Source organism: Bythopirellula superficialaquae (genome assembly GCF_059632245.1).
Genome location: NZ_CP197426.1, coordinates 3,806,625 through 3,826,163 on the forward strand (window position 1 = coordinate 3,806,625; position 19,539 = coordinate 3,826,163).

The following is a 19,539-nucleotide window of genomic DNA, read 5'->3' on the forward strand; positions in this document are numbered from 1 at the left end:
TTTCATTCCGAGATTGCCCCGCCATGACTCCTGAAATTGTCGTCGTCTCTGGTTTGCCCCGCTCCGGCACGTCGCTGATGATGCAGATGCTGCACAAGGGGGGCCTGGAGGCCGTTACGGATCACGAGCGAGTCGCCGACGAAGACAATCCGGCGGGTTACTACGAGTTCGAGCCGGTCAAAAAAATGAAACAGGAGACCGCTTGGCTGCCCGATGCCCGCGGGAAGGTGGTCAAAATCATCTCGCAGCTCTTGTTCGATCTTCCGGCTACCGAGCGTTACGCCGTTGTCTTCATGCAGCGCGACATGGACGAAGTATTGACCTCGCAAGACAAAATGCTGGCCCGCTCAGGCCGAAAAGGGGCCGCCCATGAAATGATGCGCTCGGCGTTTCAAAATCATCTAGCCAAGTTGGATGGTTGGCTGCAAACCCAACCGCATATTCGCGTGCTGAAGCTGGAATACGCCCAGGTCGTAGCCGATCCGCTGGCATCGGCTCAAAAGATTAAAGAATTTTTGGGGCTCAATCTGGGCCCAGAAAAAATGGCCGCGGCGGTTGACCCGAGCTTGTATCGCAATCGCGGCAAGTAGCTTTACTGCTGCTGTTGATTCGGTGGGGCTTCTTGCGTCTGAGTGGGCTGATCGCTCGACATCAGCGTAGGATTCTTAGGGGGTAATGTCGGATTGTCAGGAATCTCGACTTTGACCTCAGACCCACCACAACCTGAAAAAAAAAATACGCAAATGAGAAGCAGCAGCTTCCGCATTGGTAGAATCGATTTCAATATTGAACTGTTCAAATCATCCATCCGTTTACGCCATTGTCGGTGGCCATAGATAATCGCTATCAAAGTTCGGTTGGAACAACCTCTTGACCTTGCATTGTCGACATCGCGTGATACGTATTGATGTCCGTTGACTTTGAAAGTGAGTGGACTGATCCATCAACAAAGCAAAATTGAACAATATCTCCATGAAGTGAACCGTAGTAACCCCACTTGGTTTCATAACTCGATCCCTGTGGCTTGCCGTTCTCGTAGGCAACATCCAGCCCAATAGCCGTTGGCAAAGTTCCGAATCCTGCCCATGCATTTCCCCGCGTAAACCCGCTGACGACCGACTGGGAATTGTCAGGAAACTGTTCATTCACATTTGTAACAACACTCCCAGGGGCCTCACCAAACATGAGCGTATTCGAAGTTCCATCGCTCACCTGACCCAATCGGGTCTTGCTCCTAATCCCGAAAACACCCAATAGCTCGTCATCATTAATACGATTGCCGTTACCCGTGTTGTAAAATAGGGTAGGTCCAACCTGCCCCCAGATACCTGGGATGCCCTGGTAATGAGTCAAACCAAGCTGCAAATCTTCCGGAGTTGAGTTTTGTAGATTGCTGAAAGCAACTTTCAAATACCCCCCTGATAGTACGCCGTAATTCATCAGGTTGATGCTTACCGTAGGCAATCCGGGAATCATGCTGGGGCATAAAAGCGTAGACAACCGTGCCTGTGCAGCGGCCCAAGTGACGGGTTTTGAAGCATAAAAGAATGGCTCGTCGTTCGAGTCGATACCTAGTTGGAGTTGTTGCGCAAAGAGGTCAGAGACGTTCGCCGCCTCAAGATAGGGCAGAATAAACGTGAATACTCCAGTCAATTGCTGCGGCTGCGAATTGTAGGTCTCCGACCAGGGGCGAACAAAGTTTTTGCCAGCTAAGTAACCGGGCGGTAAACGCTTATTAGCGGACTCATAATTCAGAGCAGCCAAACCAATCTGCCGTAAGTTATTTCCGCAAGCACTACGCCGTGCCGATTCCCGCGCCGCCTGCACGGCCGGTAATAACAGAGCCACCAGCACGCCAATAATTGCGATCACGACGAGCAGTTCAACGAGCGTAAAGGCTCGACAATGCAGATAGCGACGGTACGAGGGCATGGATTGGGTCCGCATAACTTGGAGTTTGTTAAAGTGGATGAACAACATTCCCGAGCCAACGATCCGCCCTCGTCAGCATAGTTAAGATTATCGATTTTGGTTCTAAAGTCAATCTTTCTAAGACTTTACGGTTAGCGCAAGATTTTAGGCCAGCATTCCCTGGGCCTTGAGCTCCGCCGCCATCGCTTTGTCTGTATACCCCAGATTGCGATAGGCCGTAGCAAGTGCCTCGTGGGCCTGCTTCATCCGTGGCGCCTGTTTGATGCAAAGCTCCAATGCTTCGACCGCCCCGCTGTAATCGCCCAAGGCATTCAAGGCCTCGCCGATGGTCAGATGGACGCGCGGGAAGTGGTGTACCAATTCTGCCGCAACCAGGGCATCATCCAAGGCGGCCTGGACTTCCCCTTTTTTAAGCTTGGCCTGTGCCAAACCGGCATAGGCCATCGGACTGTCGGCATCAATCGCCAATGCTTTCTCAAACGCAGCAATCGCCTGATCATAGCGTCGGGTATCAAGATAAACGTCACCAAGTTTCGTATGCAAACCGGGTAGCCGTGGTTCAGACTGTTCTACCAAGCTTAAATGCTTAAGAGCCTCCTCGGGGTGGCCTTCGGCAAACTCCAGCGCACCCAACATCATATGGATGCGCGGCGAGTCAGAAGTCGACTTCGCCAAAGTTTCCAAAATTTCACGAGCGGCTGCCTTGTCTTCAAAAGCGAGATGACAAGACGCCAAGAGTAATTGGGCGGGCGGCGCCTCTTTCAAGGAAGGATCAAGTTTTTCAAATTCGGCAATCGCCAACGGGTAGTTACGAGCATCAATTAGAGATTGAATCAAGTTAAACTGATTCGAGGCAATCGTGTCGCGAATTGTCTTCTCGACATCTTCGGAAGGAGCTTCCACATAGCCGAGCGCAACTAATTGTTCGAGCATGGCTTGCGATTCCGTGGCATCGTACCGCATGTCCGCGGGATGCATTCCCGATGGACCGTCGATCTCTTCCCAACTTTCGATCCGCCCCAACGGTTTCTCATCATCCAATATTTCCGCCAACACTCGGCCGGGCATATCGTGGGCCGCAGGTAGTCCAAGTAGCTGCAATACCGTGGGTGTTACATCCAGAATGCTGGCGCCATAGAGCCGGCTCCCTTGTTTCACTGTGGGACCCTTTGCCGCGAAAATCCCAAATGGCCGATGCCATTCGACCGGTCCTGATTTACCTTCGCGCGGATCGGGCCGCAAATGATCGTTGTAGTAGCCATGATCCGACATCAGAATCACGGCGGTCTCTTCGCCCGCCAAATTTAAAAGTGTTTCCAGCAGCATGTCATGAAACCGATAGATGCCAACCATGCACTGCTGGTAGACGTCGTAATCTTCTTGAGAAACCTGCTCCATCTTCGGAGGATGGAACTCCATGAAAACATGGCCAAAACGATCAATGCCCTCATAATAGACCGCTGTGAAATCCCAGTCCGTGTTGGTCATCAAATGCGTCGTGACGGCATGAATCGTCGCGGTTTGGGCGAGCATATGCTGCAACTGACCTAAGCGATGTTTCTCTTTATTCAGCAGTTCTGCCGCACGAGGCACGAAGGGCAAAATCGCTCCTGCATCGATCTCGCTCGGCAGCACGCGGAACTCGGCAAGTTCGTCAGCCAACTCGGCAGGATGAATGCACTGGCTTGGCAGTGGTGTAACTGCACCGTCCGTTTCTTTGTATTGCTCGAATTGGTTCGAGACCATCACGCCGTTGATCGGCTCAGCAGGATGCGACGCATACCAGCCGACAATGTTCGACTTCAGACCTGACTGTGATAGAACATTCCACAACGCTTTGCACTTGCGAGTCGTGCTAGAAACAGGCCGCACGCCCGTTCCTTCGGGGTTCGGCTCGGTAAACCCAAAAACGCCATGATGCACAGGCCGCTTGCCGGTGGCGATGGTGTTCCACAGCATCGGCGACAGGATCGGCCGCGTCGTGGCCAGATTTCCCCAAGCACCATCCTGGAGAAACTTGGCGGTGGTTGGCAGCAACCCATGCTTCATGAGGGGTTGAATCATTTGCCAATCGGCACTGTCCCAACCCACCAACAAGACTCGCTTGGGCGATTTTTCGGTAAGACGTCGGCTAATTCCCATAGAAGTCTTACCGTTGGCGAAGTCGTCGCATCAGAACCAAACCAGAAGCGCCAGCGGCCAACAGACCCAGACTCATGGGTTCAGGCACCGCAGTCAAACCAACAAGGGCACCACCATTGTAATTGTCTTGCCATTCGATCAGTGAATCGACGCTGAAGGCGGGATCAGTTTCACCACGCTGCCACGACAGGAAATCGCGACCTGTCACTTCGCCATCAAAATTTAAATCTCCAGGTAAGCTACCCGTGTCGCCCGCTGCGATCCCAACGCCCACCTGATCTTCCCAGGCCCAATCAACGATCGTAAAAGTGCCCGCTTCATTGTCGATGTTCACACGTATCCAGGCGTAATACAAATCCGTTGGGCCGACTGGGAATGACATCCCGATAAAGGCTCCTTCGGCATTTTGGAACTGGGCATTGGGATTATTTCCTCCAAAGGCAAGTGTGCCGTAAAAGGTTGGGCCTACCGAAGAAGAATCAATCATGAATCCTTCCGTTAAAGCAGTCACATAATTCTTAAACGGTGTCGTGCCATAAGGATTAAATCCCACAACTTTACCAGGTGCAAAACCCACGGTCAGCGCTTGATAATTTCCTCCGCCGAACACATAGTTCTTTAAATAAACATCGTCGAAAGTATCTGGATCAAATCGCAAAGTACGAGAGTAGCCTTGGTCGATGGCAAAATTAGCTATGCCCGAATAAACTATCGCACCTTGTGATTCATTAGCCGCCGAAGCGACGGCGGCACCAGCTGCCAATGCATAAGCAATCCGCTTCTTATTAATACCGTTAGCTTCTTGGTTCGTATTTTTCCGCGCGCTCATCTCTAGCTTGACTCCAATTCCGAGAATGTGCGCAACAGCGCACGGTTGTAATCAATGGAAAATCCGCGCCGCGAAGTTTGAGCTCTTCGCGGCACGGTGATTAAGAATTCAATCCGGCTTGAGAAATTCTCTTCTAGGCGGCTTGCTTGCGGCGACGCATGGCCAACAGGCCTACGGAACCAGCAGCCAACATGCCCAGAGTGGTAGGCTCGGGGATTTGACCCGCACGAATTCCAGCACCTGACACGTTGTTATAGGCCCAGTCCTTCACCAAGAATGTGCCAGCGGCTTGATCAACCGCTACGCGAACCCAGCCATAGAACAAGTTGGGGCCGCTAGGAAAACTCAAGCCGATATAGGCATCTGCGGCATTGTTGAATTCCGCATTGGGATCTGCAGCACCATAAGCCATCGATCCATAAAAGGATGGACCTGCTGTGGTTGAATCGATCAAATCTCCAACCGAAAGGGCGGACGCATAATTATTAGGACCAATGCTAAAGCCGACCAATTTGCCAGGATAAGTGGTGATCGTAGCTCCCATATAATTCGCACCGAAGACATAGTTTTTCAATCTAATGTCTGGGGAAGCGCCGTATTCATCGAGATCAAGATTGAGCGCACCGAATTGGTAGATGTTAATCGGATAAGGACCCGAATAAACGATTTCGGCTTGGGCTTCGGGAGCACCAACGGCAGCGGCACCCGCGGCGGCACCTGCGGCAAGAGAATAAGCAAGCCGACGCTTTGTGGCTGGCAGCTTGGAACCGGACTGATTTTCCTTCATGAGCGTTTCTCCGAGTTGATCTAAGAAATCAATAAAATTGAAGCCGGAAACGCAGCCGCCAGATGCGTCGGGGCAAGGTAGGACCGTTCGGGCAATCAGCCCAGCCGGCGACTCTTGAGTATAAAAAGCGCTTCCACCAATTTCAACAATTTCGCGCATGAAAATGCTGTTCCTTGAACAATCTTAACAAATCGCCATTTCCTACGTATTTACCGCAACGGAAGAGCTGAAAATTGGTTATGAAACCCCACGGCGACAGATTCCCCACAGCAGCGGGCCCATCAACAGAACCCAAGCCGTCGGCTCGGGTACTGTGTAACTGGCAGTAAGTCCCTCGACCCAGCCAAAATTCGTTTGCCAATCCGCCAAATCCGAAGGGCTAAATGGGTTGAACGATTCTCCTTGCTGCCAAACTAAAAAATCCCGCCCATCGACGTCGCCATCCCCATCGAAATCACCGGGATGGTTGGGAGGGTCAACTATCACTGTTTCAAGCAGCAAGGAAAATTGATAGAGCTGAACCCCCGATGGGCTCGCTGAAATACGAAAAGCATACTCCCCGGGCGTTTCAAGAAGGAAATCAGTAATCGATTCATTCTGTCCCGTGGGATTCACGTTTTGGTTCGTGAGTAGTACGGGGCTACCACTCACGAGCGAATATAGTTGTATTCCTAAGTCACTTACTGCCGAAGGAAAGGTTGTTGAGTAGACTGAGCCGCTGCCAGTTATTCGTTCGTTGTAGCTTTGCCCCACGGGAACAACGCTCAAATCTAATAATGCTGGTTCCGTAATTTCGAACGAAAAATAATCAAAATCATTCTGGTTCGAGATGCTTAAAAAATCGGTCTCTACCATCTGTGTAACAATATTGCCGACAGTGGGATCTTTTCCACGAACTAACTCCACGCCGGGCGAAACACTGAGTGGTACAGCAGAGGCCGCGGTATTATTGCCTGCCCCCTTCTCATTGACGTCGCCATACAAATAGTGCAAACCTCGGATTTCATCCAACTGGGGTCCGACGATAGCCGCCGCACTTGTAACTGGCTCCATTAGAAAAATAGATGTTGTTGAATCAATGTGCCCCAAACCCAGTGCATGGCCGATTTCATGCATCAGGGTATTACGCATGTTTTGGTAGTCATTGATCGAGTTGCTGTAATAGGCCGAGTCTGCGGTATCAATGGTCAAATCGGCGTCGAGCAAAAAGCTTGTCGAAGCGAGTGTCCCCGAAACTCCATCGATGTTGGCCCCGCCAATTCGCACGTCGCCACGGATGTTTTCCACTCCAAATAACCCGCGCAAATTCGCACCGTCGTCGTTGTCTTCGTAATGAAAAGTGAGCCCACCCAATTCCGACCAACGATCAAACGAATCCTCGATGAAATGGAACCAGGGTCGATTCTGATAGTTCGTCCCTCCTCCGCCGTTACCGAACAATCCATCCATAAAGGCGATCAGATTGCTGCCACCTTCGCCTGGAATGAATGTCCCGTCGGGCACTAGGCTCCAAGTCACATCGACCCCCGTGCCATAGGCACCGGTCCACCCATTAAGAGCGGTCGTCGACCACCGGCCATTGGAATAGAAGGCCAGAACATGGGTCGGTGCGCCGCAGCATAGCGCGCAAAAAAGAATGATCAAACTAAGCTGCTTCATCAACCGAGTTCCCAAACGAGACGCGCCTCGATCTAGTTTACACATGACCTGCAAAAAACGCACTTTCGGTGAACCGCGAAGTTTGTGAAAAATGTCGCGCAAGTCGCCAGACGGGCGAGAGAAAAAAGTGACCCCTACGGGGCTCGAACCCGTGTTGCCGGCGTGAAAGGCCGGTGTCCTAACCACTAGACGAAGGGGCCATTGAAGGCCAGAGAGACGATCAGTCCACGGCGAGTGAACGAGTCCCTCACGAAGAACATATAGAGGTACGGGACGCAGGCCGAATCGTCAAGTGGAAGACCGGCCACAGCTACAGAGTTCACGAAGTTTTTGCAGGAAAAATTTTGACTGCTGCAAGCGAATCACAAATCAATCACATAAAAACGGAAGAACAACGCTCGACGATAAGCTCGCCACAATTATTCGGCGGCACTATCTTGTTCGGTCGGTTGTTCGCTGGAACCTGTCTGATTGCGACGGATGGCTTCGTAAACTTCATTACGATGAACGGGTACTTCCTTGGGAGCTTCCACGCCCAATCGCACCTTGTCGCCGCGAATTTCAACAACGACAATTGTGATGTCGTCGTTGATGACAATGCTTTCGTTCTTTTTTCGGGACAGGACCAACATGGATCGATTCCTTCGTAAAAGGAGGCTCTCATCTCGCCCCCAACTGAGTTTGCAGACCTTATCCCTTCTTGCCGGAGCAAGCGCATAAGGGCAAACTTTCGGGACTTGACAAAAAGTCCCTTAATCCACTCTACGTGGTGATTAACGGTAGTCAAGGAAAAGACCACAGTGTAAATCTGACTTAATTGGTGGTTTTGTGCAAACCGGCATAAAACGTGATTAAGGCTTCTTCATAATCACTAAGTTTCTCTACGTCTCAAGGAGGTCATGCATTATACAAGGCAAGTTGTAAATCATTTCCAGAAAAACACTTAGGAAAACTCACTTCACTAGAGCTTCTGCTGTAAAGTCTGTTAGCGATCTAACATCAAGACAGCTGATCATGCTGGCCACCAGAACGGAAATTGTCGAATTTTTTCGTCATCTGATCTGCCAATTGGACGCATGACAGCCACTTCCAAGCCACTCTTTTGGCTCCGTACCCGCCAGTTTCCCTAGCCGAAGCGAAATCACATGACTGAGCAGGTTCATCTTTACGATCAAACCGATGGGATCGGTTGAAGAAGAATTCAGTTTTTTGGAGCCCATAATCTTTGTGCTGCACCGACCCTCGATACCAATTTCGCTTCATGCTCAAAGGGCGGTTGCGACATCGCTAAGTCACTCTATAATCCAGGGTTTCTGCTGTTAAGCTACCTTCAATCCTTGGTCCGAAGTCGGTCGGAAGCCGCTTGACGGACAAGGTGCATGCATCGCGAGAGGATCTCAGGAACATCATGATCCAAGGACTCAAACGAGTCTGGCCCTGGTTGGGAAATGTTTTCGAGGCGGTGTTTACGGTCGCGCACGGTATGTGGGTGACTTTGCGAACCTGGTTCAAAACCTATCGGCCCGATCGCAAGACTTTTACCGAGCACTTCGAGTACCCCGAACTCCCTGTGCCCGTGGCAGCCCGTTATCGCGGGTTTCATCGTTTTGATCTCACGACCTGCATCGCCTGCGATCAATGTGCGAAAGCCTGCCCCGTCGATTGCATCTACATCGGCAAGGAGCGTGTCGAAGGCAGCAAAGGCTTCAAGATCACTGGCTACACGATTGACTACAGCAAATGTCTATTGTGTGCCTTGTGCGTCGAACCCTGCCCCGTCGATTGCATCTTCATGGGTGCCAATCACGACCTGAGTTGTTACAGTCGCGATGGCTGTATAGTTGACTTCTCGCGTTTGCCGCTCGATGTGGCTTGGGGTAAATCAACCCTGAACCCCACAGCCGTGGCACAAGCGAAAGTCGTCACCGAGCCAGTTCACGGCGGTCCGAATCAGTAACCGTTCTCTGATCAACCTAACACTCCTATCCGAGCACGATTTATGGCAACTCCCACCGCAATAGTCGCTTACCTGGCATTATTTGCCGGCGTTGCTGGGCTGTTTTTGTTCGTCAATTTGCTCGTAGGCCGCTTCCTGAGACCTAACCTGCCCAACGAAGAAAAGCTTGAAGTTTACGAATGTGGCGAGCCGGTGATCGGTTCGAGTTTCGTTCAGTTCGACCTTCGCTTTTACGTGGTCGCTTTGTTGTTCATCATTTTCGACGTCGAAATCGCGTTCTTTTTTCCTTGGGCGACGGTGTTTGGCAAGGCCACGCAGTTGACTTCACCCGATGTGCCCATCTTGGCTGTTGAAGCTGGCGAGACGGGCTCGGCCGAGCAGTTGTCAACAATTGCGGCGATGCGGTTTGAAGAACTCGGAGCACTGCCGCTCATGGGCGACCGCGGGGCCGAAGGAGTTCGCGAAACCGCGAGTGCCCTGGCGTGGACCTCGTTTGCCGACATCCTTGTATTCTTCGCAGTCTTGATGGTGGGCTTCGCCTACGTCTGGCGACGCGGAGATCTTGATTGGGTCCACGCCACGACCAGCCACAAAGACGAAATCGTACAGCGTACCCCGCCACGCATTAGTCCCGAAGGCAGTCGTAGGGGTGTTTCCGTTCTCTCGTCATAAACTTTCAACTCACACTTTAGCGACAACTTTCTTTCATGAGCGGACAAGCATTCGTCGACCAGCTGAAGCAAAAGTTTGGCGACAAGATTTCAGGTGCGAATTTTGAGAACGTCGATCCGTGGATCGAAGTCACTCCCGACGGCATCGTCGCTGTTTGCGAATACTTGCGCGATGAGCCGACGCTGGCGTTTGACTATCTCAACAGCATCACCGGCGTCGACTATTTGCACACCGATGAAAAGAAGGCCGCCAAAAGCATTTGGCAACCGCACACCGAGGTCGTGTATCACCTCTTCAGCATGCAGCACAAACACAGTTTGGTGCTGAAGGTGATCCTACCGCGCTGGAAAAACGATCAAGTTGGCACCCTCCCAGAAGTCCCCACCGTTTCCGGCGTCTGGAGTACGGCCGACTGGCACGAACGCGAAGTTTATGACCTCTCGGGCGTGAACTTCATTGGCCATCCCTTTTTGCGACGCATCCTTTGCCCCGAAGACTGGATTGGCCATCCCCTACGCAAAGATTATGAAATGCCGCTGGAATATCATGGCATTCGCGGAAGATAACTTATGAGTGCAATTGTCGACGATCCTCGGGTCTTGGAATTTGACGTCCGCACCGACGAAATGTTGGTGAATATGGGGCCGCAGCATCCGAGCACGCACGGCGTGTTGCGGTTGGTGCTGCGAACCGACGGCGAAATTGTTTCCGAAGTGACGCCTCACATCGGCTACTTGCATCGCTGCGCGGAAAAGATCGGCGAGAATCTCACCCCGCGGCAATGGATTCCTTACACCGACCGCATGGATTACCTCGCGGCGATGAACATGAATCTCGGCTGGGCGCTCACGGTGGAAAAGCTCATGAAATATGAGCCGCCCGAGAAAGGCCGTCATCTGCGGGTTCTCATTTCCGAAATGGGTCGCATCGCCAGCCACTTGGTTGGTATGGGGGCTTACGGTCTCGACCTTGGTACGTTTAGCCCGTTCCTGTATGCCTTCCGCGAACGCGAAAAAATCCTTGATCTGTTTGAAGAAGTTTGCGGCGCACGGCTCACGTATAGCTATCTTACGGTCGGTGGCGCGACGGCTGATCTACCGCCGGGCTGGCTGCAAAAATGCTCGGCCTTTCTTGATCAGTTCGTCCCTCTGATCGCTGAATATCACACGTTACTCACCACCAACTCGATTTTTATCAAACGCACCGCAGGCATCGGCATTCTCACGCCGCAGATGGCGATTGATTACGGGACGAGTGGCCCCGTGCTTCGTGGCAGCGGAGTTGATCACGACCTCCGCCGTGACGGCGAAGAAATCTACACGGCCATGTACGAAGGCTATGCCTTTGAAGTGATCGTTGAGCGTAATGGCCACTATCCGAAGGATCACAATTATCCTGCGGTTCCCATGGAAGCCGTCCTGGGTGACTGTTGGCATCGGTTCTACGTGCGCATGCTCGAAGTCATGCAGTCGATCGATCTGGTGCGTCAAGCCATCGAACGCTATAGCACGGCCTCGGGCAGTTATGGCGAGCCGATGAAGCTCAATCAAAAGCTGCCGGTCGGCGAAGCGTATCTCGAAACCGAAGCCCCCCGCGGACAGATGGGCTTTTACATCGTCAGCGATGGCAACCCCATTCCCTGGCGAGTGCGGGCCCGCAGCAGTTCGTTCTGCAACCTCTCGGTTACGGGACCGTTGTGTGCGGGCTGCCTGATTGCCGACGTCCCGGCGATTGTCGGTTCGCTCGACATCGTGATGGGCGAGATCGACCGCTAAGCGGCAAGTCGTACTTTGTTGGAAGCGACCAACGCCTGCGCGATCACTTGGTGCATATCAAAGTATTGATAGGTGCCCAGTCGTCCCCCAAATATGACGTTGCTCGTCTGTGCGAGCATACGGTAGCGGTCGTAGACTTTGCTGTTCGCTTCATCACGGATCGGATAGTAAGGAGTCTTTGTTTCGTCGTATTGCTCGGGGTATTCTCGAGTGATCACTGTATGGGGCTGATTCCCAAACTCGAAATGTTTGTGTTCTGTGATCCGCGTGTACGGAACCGCCGGGTCGGTGTAATTGGCGATTGAAACTCCTTGATAATCGCCAACATGCTCTTCTTGCTCAAATCGTAACGAGCGGTACTCCAGCCTCCCGTAGCGATAATCATAGAACTCATCAACTTTGCCGGTGTAAACCAATGTCTGGCCGAGCGATTTCACTTCACGCTGATTCTCAAAGTAATCCACGTCGGTTTCAAAGCGAATATTCGGATGATCGAGCATGTTCATGATCATTGCCGTGTAGCCACCGATGGGAATCCCTTGAAAACGGTCGTTGAAATAGCGGTCGTCGTAGGTAAGTCGGATCGGAATTCGGCGAATGATCGAGCTCGGTAGTTCCTTGGGATCGCAATTCCACTGCTTGCTCGTGTAACCGTGAATAAAAATTTCGTAAAGCTCGCGGCCGACCTGCGAAAGAATCCATTGCTCAAGATTACGCGGATTGGCACAAGGGATTCGCAGTTCGGCAAGCTTGCGTTCTGCTTCCGCCGGAGTCGTCACGCCCCACAACTGATGCAGCGTATGCAAGTTGATCGGAAACGAAAAAATGCGGCCTTTGTAATGCACGCAACCCCGGTGCCGATAGTGATTGAATCTGGCGAACCGCTGCACAAACTCCCAGATATCAGGGTCATCCGTATGAAAAATGTGGGGGCCATAAACATGAACATGGATGCCGCCACGATCCTCGGTAAAGCAGTTCCCACCAATATGTGACCGCTTATCGATGAGCACCACCGTGTGACCTTGCTCGGCGACATTCCGCGCAAACGTGACGCCAAACAGGCCGGCCCCAACGATCACATAATCAGCAGGCATAAATCAATGCTCCAAAAATTGAAAGCAAATGCTTTTCAGGCCGCCTTATCACCCGCCACGCGCGTTTCCCATGGCCCGAGAATTTCATACTCGACGTTTCGCCATTTCAGCCGCTTTCGCACGGTCGCCTTGTAAAGGGCAATCGCGTAGACAACCTGTGTGAAAATCGTCTTGGGAATAAAGCCGAGGATTGCCCCCAGCGTCGGTGTGGGAATATGCTCGCCCCGTTTCGCCAAAGCATTGCGGATCGTCTTTTCATTGCGGGCCAAAGCCAGTGGAATCGCGAGCGATAATGCCACTAATCCCGACGCATTCGTTAGCACGAGGGACATATCGCGAGTCGCCAAACCATAGATTAAGAGTCCCACGGCGGCGGCTTCGATCGCCAGCACTGACCAGCCATGAATGAGCAAATAAACCCAGTGTCGTGCAGGCGAGTAAAGGCGCGCCCACATCAACTGGCGGGTTAAAAACTCGGTGCATATCGGCAACGAGATGGCATCGCGGTTGAGAATCATCAACTCGGGTAGGAACACCGTTCGCTTCCCGAACTGTTTCATCTTGACCTTCGCGGGATTGTCTTGATTGAGCGTGGTCTGCCAAGCGTCGATTACCCCCGCATCGATCATGTCTTGGCGGCGCATCGCGGAACTTCCGCCCCAAGGGATATGAAACAGATACATAACCACGACGGCCGCGGAATTCCAACAGTATCGTGCCGCCGAGCCCCAACCCGTTTGGTCGAACCGATACCAGCGGTTGCCATGCACCATGCCAACGCTGGGTTCGTCAAGCCCGGCCACTAACGTGCGTAACCAATTTCGGGGTGCTACGACGTCGCCGTCCACCAAGGCCAACACTTCGCACGACTGCGCGCTTTTCGCTGCCTGAGCCAGCGACGCGCAATGCGGACTGCAAGTTGTTGGCCGCTCGCGAAGTGTATTGACAAACACATTCTCGGAACGATTCTTAGCCACGACTCCTTGAACGATCGGCCAAGCCGAATCGAGTTCGCTATCCACGACGATATGCAGTTCATAGTCGGGGTAATCCTGATCTAACAGGCTTTGCAGCGCCGTGGGTAGCTCTTCATCCCCGCCGCGCAATGATAACAAGATTCCCGCCTTCGGCCAGATTCTTAGCGACGGCTGGACTGGTTGTTGTCGCTGAAACACACGAACGAACATCCAGCTCACGACATACTGAGTCACGGCCGAGAGGATTAACCATCCGGCCACGAATTTGGATACTGTTAAAAGCATAGTAAAAATACGCTTGTATTAAGATTTGTAATTTTAAGGCATGCGAATGCATAAGGGCGTCGGATTGTATCGACCTATCCATCCTGTTGCGAGATCGACTTTCCCTGCTTAATATGGTGCCTTTTCATTTAATCGCAGGCCTCATTGGCTCAGTCCAAGGTGGTCGAGGACTTGGCCAACTGAGAGCTGGTTCTGTTGTTTGGCAGTTCGATAGGGAAAGGTTGGCACGTGCCTGGATACATACTTCTGACAGGATCAACTGGCTTATTGGGTCGTTATCTGCTCCGAGATCTCTTATTGGCCAATAAGAAACTTGCTGTCGTTGTCCGGGCAACCACCAAGCAAACTGTTCAGCAGCGAATCGAAACGATATTGCAACAATGGGAGCAGGAACTCGGCATGATGCTGAGTCGTCCCATTTATTTAGTGGGCGATGTGACGGAACCTTTGCTTGGTCTCGATCCCGCGGCCGTCACTTGGCTCACTGAGCATTGCACGGCCATCGTACATAGTGCCGCCTCGCTTACATTTTTTGCAGAAGGTAATGGCGAACCGTGGACTACGAATCTTAATGGTACTCGCCACGTGCTTGAGCTTTGTCACGCAACCGACATCCGGGAGCTGCATTACCTTTCAACAGCCTACGTTTGTGGAATGCGCGATGGCGTGATCCTCGAGTCCGAACTCGATTGCGGCCAGTCATTTCGGAACGATTACGAGAGAAGCAAACTGCAAGCGGAGCAGTTGGTTCGTAGCGATCCTTTCATAACCAATCTCACAGTTTATCGGCCCGCTGTGATCGCAGGAGATTCACGCACCGGATATACGAACACTTATCACGGGTTGTTCATGTATCTCAAAATCATGTCGATCCTGGCACAAAGTGTTGAGCCCGATGCGAATGGCATAAGATACACGGAAGTTCAACTCCACCTCACCGGGGACGAGCAACGCAACGTCATCCCCGTCGACTGGACCGCGGCGGTGATCGCTCATTTGGTTTGTACTCCCGCTGCTCATGGCCAAACCTATCACTTAGCTCCTGATGTCCGCATGACTCCACGCGATATGATCGCAGCCGGCTGCAGCTACTATAATTCAACCGGTGTCGAGTTTGTTGGACCTGCTGAAGATACTCCTAGGAATGACAATGACCTGAAACGCCATGCCTATGACAATTCAACCCTCTATCGCGACTACGAATACAGCGACCCGATTTTCGAAACAGCAAACTTAAAGAAATACGCGGCGCACCTTCCCTGCCCCGTTATCGACGAATCAATGCTTCACCAGTTTCTGCGTTTTGGCGAGCAAGATCGCTGGGGCAAACGGCGCCCGCTCACTCCACAGCCGTGGTTCGACGTCGCAAATTTTTTGATGACCGCGGTGGTTGAATCCAGGCAGGATATTGATCAGTGCCAAATGCTTGGTCTCGACCTCACTGGCCCCGGCGGTGGGCAATGGACTTTAACGCTTAGCGGCGATGTGCTGATTGCTGCCGAACGAGGGATTTGTGAAACATGCGAAGAAGTGTATCGATTGCCAACACAAATCTTCGCCGCCATCGCTCAGTCAAAACAACCTACAAATCCACGCGAATTTCTCGTCTCGCTTACTTAGCGACGACTCTTTTGATGCAAACCTACAATTACACTCACAGCGACTCGTCCAGCGTCACACCAGTTCGATCATAGGGCTGATAACTCTTCATACGAATCTGCCAAGGGCCTGCGACCTCATAATCGATTCCACGCCAATCCGTCGATTTTGCGAAGCATGCGGAAAGAAGTGCAATCGGATAAACAAATTGTGTAATAACCATCAGAGCCGCGCACTTCAATATCGACAGCCCACGAATCCATACGGCGTCATCGCCGCGCCGCGCGACGATTGCCCGTACCGATAACTCCATGGGCAGAATCGCCAGCGCCAAAGACACGGCCCAAATCAAAAAAGCGGTCGCCGAAATCACAGCTACCCATTCGTTGCCCGTGATCAATCCCACACCAACCATCATGGCCACAAACAGGGGCGCAAGCGTCGAGACAACCCCGTGAAGAACCACTGCGGGCCAAGCGGGGTGGTAAAGCCGTGCGTTCAGTAATTGCCTTGTCACCCATCGATAAAAGCCGCCCAGCGAAACATTCTCGCGGTTGATCATCATCAAGCTCGGCACGAACGCGACGCGCATCCCTAATAGGGCAGCCTGGGAATGAAGCATCGTGTCTTCACAAAATGCATTGCCAAGTTTGGCTAAAAAATCGGTATCACTCACCAGCCGCGACTTATAGGCTACGGTGCCTCCCCAAGGAATTTTGTAGCAGTACATTTGCACAACTGCCGCCGCATTCCATGCATATCTAACGACCGAGCCAACGGAGATTTTCTGGGGCATGTACCAACGGTTGCCGGTCGCCACGAGAACATCATCTCCTTGGAGTGCCGTTGCCAACTCTCGGAGCCAGGTTCGATGTGGGATCGTGTCGGCATCGAGCTGCGCGATGATTTGGCCTTCTTGGTCGAGTGCTGCTAACACTTGGCGCAAAGCGTTGCACTTTAAACTGCAAGTGGGACTCACTTCTTGCAGATTCTCGATTTCGAATGGCACTCCTCTCACATCGTTCAGAATCTGAGAGAGAACCAGATGGACCGGATCATCCGCCGAATCGACGATCAAGCGCACTCGATAGTTGGGATAGTCTTGATTAAACAATCCCATCAAACAGTCTTTGAGAAAGGGGTCGGTTCCCCGCAAACAGAGCACAACAACCGCTGGGACGGCCTGTTCATCGGCAAGCAGGGGAATCTCAAATCGTCGCAAGGCCCTCACAAAGGCACATACCAAAACCGATTGCATCACGACCAAGCCCATCAAACAGGTCGCGGCGACACCGGCAAGAACGATCAATTTGGTACTCTCGGTTGTAAAATGCGGGGTTTGTAATGGAGATGCGAGTCTCGTTATCTGTCCCGCCAAAAGTCGTACGCCAAATCATCAGATCGGGTCACAAAACCACGTATTTAGCACGGTTTTTTTGTCTGGGGGTGTACAGCTTCAAGGGCTTGTGCCATATTTCACAATCTTAAATAGACCGGCAGGTAACTGCCAGTCTACAAACGTTTTGGGTGCATGCTATCGGTCCCTGCGGTGGGGCCCGGCCCCCTCACATGGGGGTATACAGATAGCATTGGCTCCGCTGGTTTGAGGAAGAACCAACAAGTGGCCTCGTTTCTGTCCGAGTACATCTGGACTTGGCTGGCGTATACCATCGCCGGGCTGGTCCACATCGCGCTGATTATCAACTTGGTGGCCGTTGGTGCGCTGATCTTTATTTGGCTCGAGCGCAAAATCTCTGGCCGTATCCAAGATCGCCTTGGCCCTACCCGCGTCGGCGGCAAATTTGGCTGGCTGCAAACACTGGCCGATGGTCTCAAGCTGATTACCAAAGAAGACCTGATGCCCGCGGGGGCGGACGGTTTTCTCTTCAAGATCGCTCCCTACGTGAGCTTTTGTGCCTCGATCGCGGCTTTTATCGCCATCCCCTTCGCAGGCGGCGACTATCCTTGGATCCCGCAGCGTTTGAACACGGGCGTGTTCTTCGTGATCGCCGTCCTGGGCCTTGAGGTATTCGGCGTGATCCTGGCGGGTTATTCATCGGCCTCGAAGTGGTCGCTCTTCGGGGCGATGCGCGAAGCCGCTCAAGTGGTGAGCTACGAAGTTCCCCTGGGTATGTGCATCGTTGTACCTGTACTGATCGCTGGATCTCTGGATCTGATTGTGATTGGCGACCGCCAAGCCGGTTGGTTCACCAATTGGATGATCTTTCACGACCCGTTCACGTTTATCACGTTTTGGGTTTACTTCACGTGTGCAACCGCAAGCGTCAACCGTGCCCCCTTCGACTTGGCTGAAGCGGAAAGCGAACTCGTCGCCGGTTTCCACACCGAATATTCCGGCCTGCGTTGGAGCTTCTTTTTCATGGCGGAATACGGCTCGATGTTCTCGGTGAGCATCTTGGCCTCGATCCTCTTCCTCGGGGGTTGGAACGGTCCGATTCCAGTGTCCGAAATGCTGGGCCTCACCCCCGAAAACGGCGCTTTCGCAGCCTACATCGGGCAGTTCCTCGGTGCCCTGAATGTTATTTTCAAAGGCACGATCGGCGTCTGCGTCATGATGTGGATTCGCTGGACCTTGCCCCGTTTGCGTATCGATCAGGTGATGACCACTTGTTTGAAATACTGCACCCCCATCGCCGCAGTGATGTTCCTCGGCGCGACCTTCTGGCAGTTGAAAATTCCCGATCGCAACTTCTTTGGTGTGATGCCGATGAATCCTGCTGTGTTTGAAATCGGCGAAGGCTTGCCGGCACCGCGGTTTCCAGAAATTCCTGAAGGCAAACCAACCACCGATCAAGTTGCCGCGTCAAACGGCGCCGAGAGAAAGGCGCTCTAAACCATGGAAAGCATCTATTGGCCGTCGTTCTTCTTCTGGCTGTTTAGCGCGATTACCTGTTCATTCGCCGTCGGCGTGTTGGTCTCGACCAACATCGTACGCATGGCGTTTTACTTGGTACTGTCGCTCGGTGCTGCTGCGGGCTTGATGTTCCTGGCCGGTGCCGATTTCGTCGGCGCGATGCAGTTGTTGATCTATGTGGGTGGCACGCTTGTTCTTTTGATCTTCGGCGTCATGCTCACCTCCCAAGAACGGTTCGTGGAAATGAAAACCTGGGCTGGCGATTGGGTCAAAGGCTTTCTCGCCGGTGGAGCGCTGCTCTTCGTGTTGATTTATGCCGCGTTCAGCATTCCCGAATGGCGTGGCATGGAACGTACCGCCGCGGAAGCTGTTCCCACGACGCATACGGTCACACCGATTGCGATGGGTCTGCTGGGTGCTCGCACCGATGCCCCGGATCGTCCTGGTTATTTGTTGTTGTTTGAAATCGTCTCGGTGCACTTGTTGGTTGTGCTCATCGGGGCAGCCTACTTGGCCCGTGCCCGTCGCACCCGCACCATCGAATCCATGAAGTAAACGACGATGTTTGACTTACCTATCGCCAATATCCTGACCGAACCCGTGGGCGTTGCCCACTACGTTTCCGTCGGCGCGGTCTTATTTGTCTGCGGCGCCTTGTGCATGGCCACCAAGCGCAACGCCCTCGGTGTGCTGATGGGAATCGAGCTCGTTCTTAACGGAGCGAATCTCAACTTCGTCGCCTTTGGCAGCCAGTATCTGCGAGCTGATGAACATTCGCTCGGACTCGACGGCCAGTTGATCGCGCTGTTCGTGATTGTGCTCGCCGCGGCCGAAGCCGCCGTGGCCCTGGCGATTGTCCTTAATTTTTATAACAGCCACGACTCAATCGACGTCGACCACGCCGATCAGTTGAGCGGTTGATGGAATAACGAACTCTGGGACATGCGTTTCTG

At 52.6% G+C, this 19,539-nt stretch carries 18 protein-coding genes and 1 tRNA gene; 9 read left to right on the top strand and 10 right to left on the bottom strand.

The window, feature by feature from the left end; genetic code table 11:
- Positions 1-23: 23 nt before the first annotated feature.
- Entirely contained in the window at positions 24-590 is a 567-nt protein-coding gene (locus SH678x_RS15710; RefSeq protein ID WP_496919401.1) for a sulfotransferase, read from the top strand.
- A gap of 256 nt (positions 591-846) precedes the next feature.
- Here SH678x_RS15710 and SH678x_RS15715 read toward each other — a convergent pair whose 3' ends face one another.
- From SH678x_RS15715 to csrA, 7 genes are all read right to left on the bottom strand, one after another.
- A complete protein-coding gene (locus SH678x_RS15715) occupies positions 847-1,872 on the bottom strand; it encodes a DUF1559 family PulG-like putative transporter (RefSeq protein WP_496919402.1) in 1,026 nt (341 codons plus the stop codon).
- Positions 1,873-2,076: 204 nt separating this feature from the next.
- On the bottom strand, positions 2,077-4,074 hold the full coding sequence (locus SH678x_RS15720) for an alkaline phosphatase family protein (RefSeq protein WP_496919403.1): 1,998 nt from the start codon (positions 4,072-4,074) through the stop codon (positions 2,077-2,079).
- Positions 4,075-4,081: 7 nt separating this feature from the next.
- Positions 4,082-4,903, bottom strand: a complete 822-nt coding sequence (locus tag SH678x_RS15725) for a PEP-CTERM sorting domain-containing protein (RefSeq protein WP_496919404.1) — start codon at positions 4,901-4,903, stop codon at positions 4,082-4,084.
- A 133-nt stretch (positions 4,904-5,036) separates the two neighbouring features.
- The gene (locus tag SH678x_RS15730; protein WP_496919405.1) at positions 5,037-5,849 is read right to left on the bottom strand and encodes a PEP-CTERM sorting domain-containing protein; all 813 of its coding nucleotides are present in this window, start codon (positions 5,847-5,849) and stop codon (positions 5,037-5,039) included.
- A 78-nt stretch (positions 5,850-5,927) separates the two neighbouring features.
- Entirely contained in the window at positions 5,928-7,349 is a 1,422-nt protein-coding gene (locus SH678x_RS15735; RefSeq protein ID WP_496919406.1) for a matrixin family metalloprotease, read from the bottom strand.
- Between the two features lie 128 nt (positions 7,350-7,477).
- A tRNA-Glu gene (locus tag SH678x_RS15740) sits at positions 7,478-7,549 on the bottom strand.
- A 219-nt stretch (positions 7,550-7,768) separates the two neighbouring features.
- Complete coding sequence (csrA, locus tag SH678x_RS15745; RefSeq protein WP_496919407.1) at positions 7,769-7,981, bottom strand: carbon storage regulator CsrA; 213 nt, start codon at positions 7,979-7,981, stop codon at positions 7,769-7,771.
- Between the two features lie 776 nt (positions 7,982-8,757).
- Between csrA and SH678x_RS15750 the strand changes: the two genes are divergently transcribed.
- The 4 genes from SH678x_RS15750 to SH678x_RS15765 are packed head-to-tail and all read left to right on the top strand — an operon-like array spanning position 8,758 to position 11,753.
- On the top strand, positions 8,758-9,306 hold the full coding sequence (locus SH678x_RS15750; protein WP_496919408.1) for a NuoI/complex I 23 kDa subunit family protein: 549 nt from the start codon (positions 8,758-8,760) through the stop codon (positions 9,304-9,306).
- A 42-nt stretch (positions 9,307-9,348) separates the two neighbouring features.
- Positions 9,349-9,978 carry an NADH-quinone oxidoreductase subunit A gene (locus tag SH678x_RS15755; RefSeq protein WP_496919409.1) on the top strand — a complete coding sequence of 210 codons (630 nt, stop codon included), beginning with the start codon at positions 9,349-9,351 and terminating at the stop codon, positions 9,976-9,978.
- A gap of 35 nt (positions 9,979-10,013) precedes the next feature.
- A complete protein-coding gene (locus SH678x_RS15760) occupies positions 10,014-10,544 on the top strand; it encodes an NADH-quinone oxidoreductase subunit C (RefSeq protein WP_496919410.1) in 531 nt (176 codons plus the stop codon).
- A 3-nt stretch (positions 10,545-10,547) separates the two neighbouring features.
- The gene (locus tag SH678x_RS15765; protein WP_496919411.1) at positions 10,548-11,753 is read left to right on the top strand and encodes an NADH-quinone oxidoreductase subunit D; all 1,206 of its coding nucleotides are present in this window, start codon (positions 10,548-10,550) and stop codon (positions 11,751-11,753) included.
- Here SH678x_RS15765 and glf read toward each other — a convergent pair.
- Both glf and SH678x_RS15775 read right to left on the bottom strand, forming a co-directional pair.
- Positions 11,750-12,850, bottom strand: a complete 1,101-nt coding sequence (gene glf, locus SH678x_RS15770) for a UDP-galactopyranose mutase (RefSeq protein ID WP_496919412.1) — start codon at positions 12,848-12,850, stop codon at positions 11,750-11,752. The two genes, SH678x_RS15765 and glf, sit on opposite strands and share 4 nt — an antisense overlap.
- A 35-nt stretch (positions 12,851-12,885) precedes the next feature.
- On the bottom strand, positions 12,886-14,112 hold the full coding sequence (locus SH678x_RS15775; RefSeq protein WP_496919413.1) for a glycosyltransferase: 1,227 nt from the start codon (positions 14,110-14,112) through the stop codon (positions 12,886-12,888).
- Positions 14,113-14,340: 228 nt separating this feature from the next.
- On the opposite strand from SH678x_RS15775, the gene SH678x_RS15780 reads away from it, so the two are divergent.
- Positions 14,341-15,732 carry an SDR family oxidoreductase gene (locus tag SH678x_RS15780; RefSeq protein WP_496919414.1) on the top strand — a complete coding sequence of 464 codons (1,392 nt, stop codon included), beginning with the start codon at positions 14,341-14,343 and terminating at the stop codon, positions 15,730-15,732.
- Positions 15,733-15,766: 34 nt separating this feature from the next.
- On the opposite strand, the gene SH678x_RS15785 is transcribed toward SH678x_RS15780, so the two are convergent.
- On the bottom strand, positions 15,767-17,020 hold the full coding sequence (locus SH678x_RS15785) for a glycosyltransferase family 2 protein (RefSeq protein WP_496919415.1): 1,254 nt from the start codon (positions 17,018-17,020) through the stop codon (positions 15,767-15,769).
- Positions 17,021-17,332: 312 nt separating this feature from the next.
- Between SH678x_RS15785 and nuoH the strand changes: the two genes are divergently transcribed.
- The 3 genes from nuoH to nuoK are packed head-to-tail and all read left to right on the top strand — an operon-like array spanning position 17,333 to position 19,507.
- A complete protein-coding gene (gene nuoH, locus SH678x_RS15790; protein ID WP_496919416.1) occupies positions 17,333-18,565 on the top strand; it encodes an NADH-quinone oxidoreductase subunit NuoH in 1,233 nt (410 codons plus the stop codon).
- A gap of 3 nt (positions 18,566-18,568) precedes the next feature.
- Entirely contained in the window at positions 18,569-19,141 is a 573-nt protein-coding gene (locus SH678x_RS15795) for an NADH-quinone oxidoreductase subunit J family protein (protein ID WP_496919417.1), read from the top strand.
- 6 nt (positions 19,142-19,147) lie between these two features.
- Positions 19,148-19,507, top strand: coding sequence for an NADH-quinone oxidoreductase subunit NuoK (gene nuoK, locus SH678x_RS15800; protein ID WP_496919418.1), 360 nt, complete (start codon positions 19,148-19,150; stop codon positions 19,505-19,507).
- The last annotated feature ends 32 nt before the right edge of the window (positions 19,508-19,539 follow it).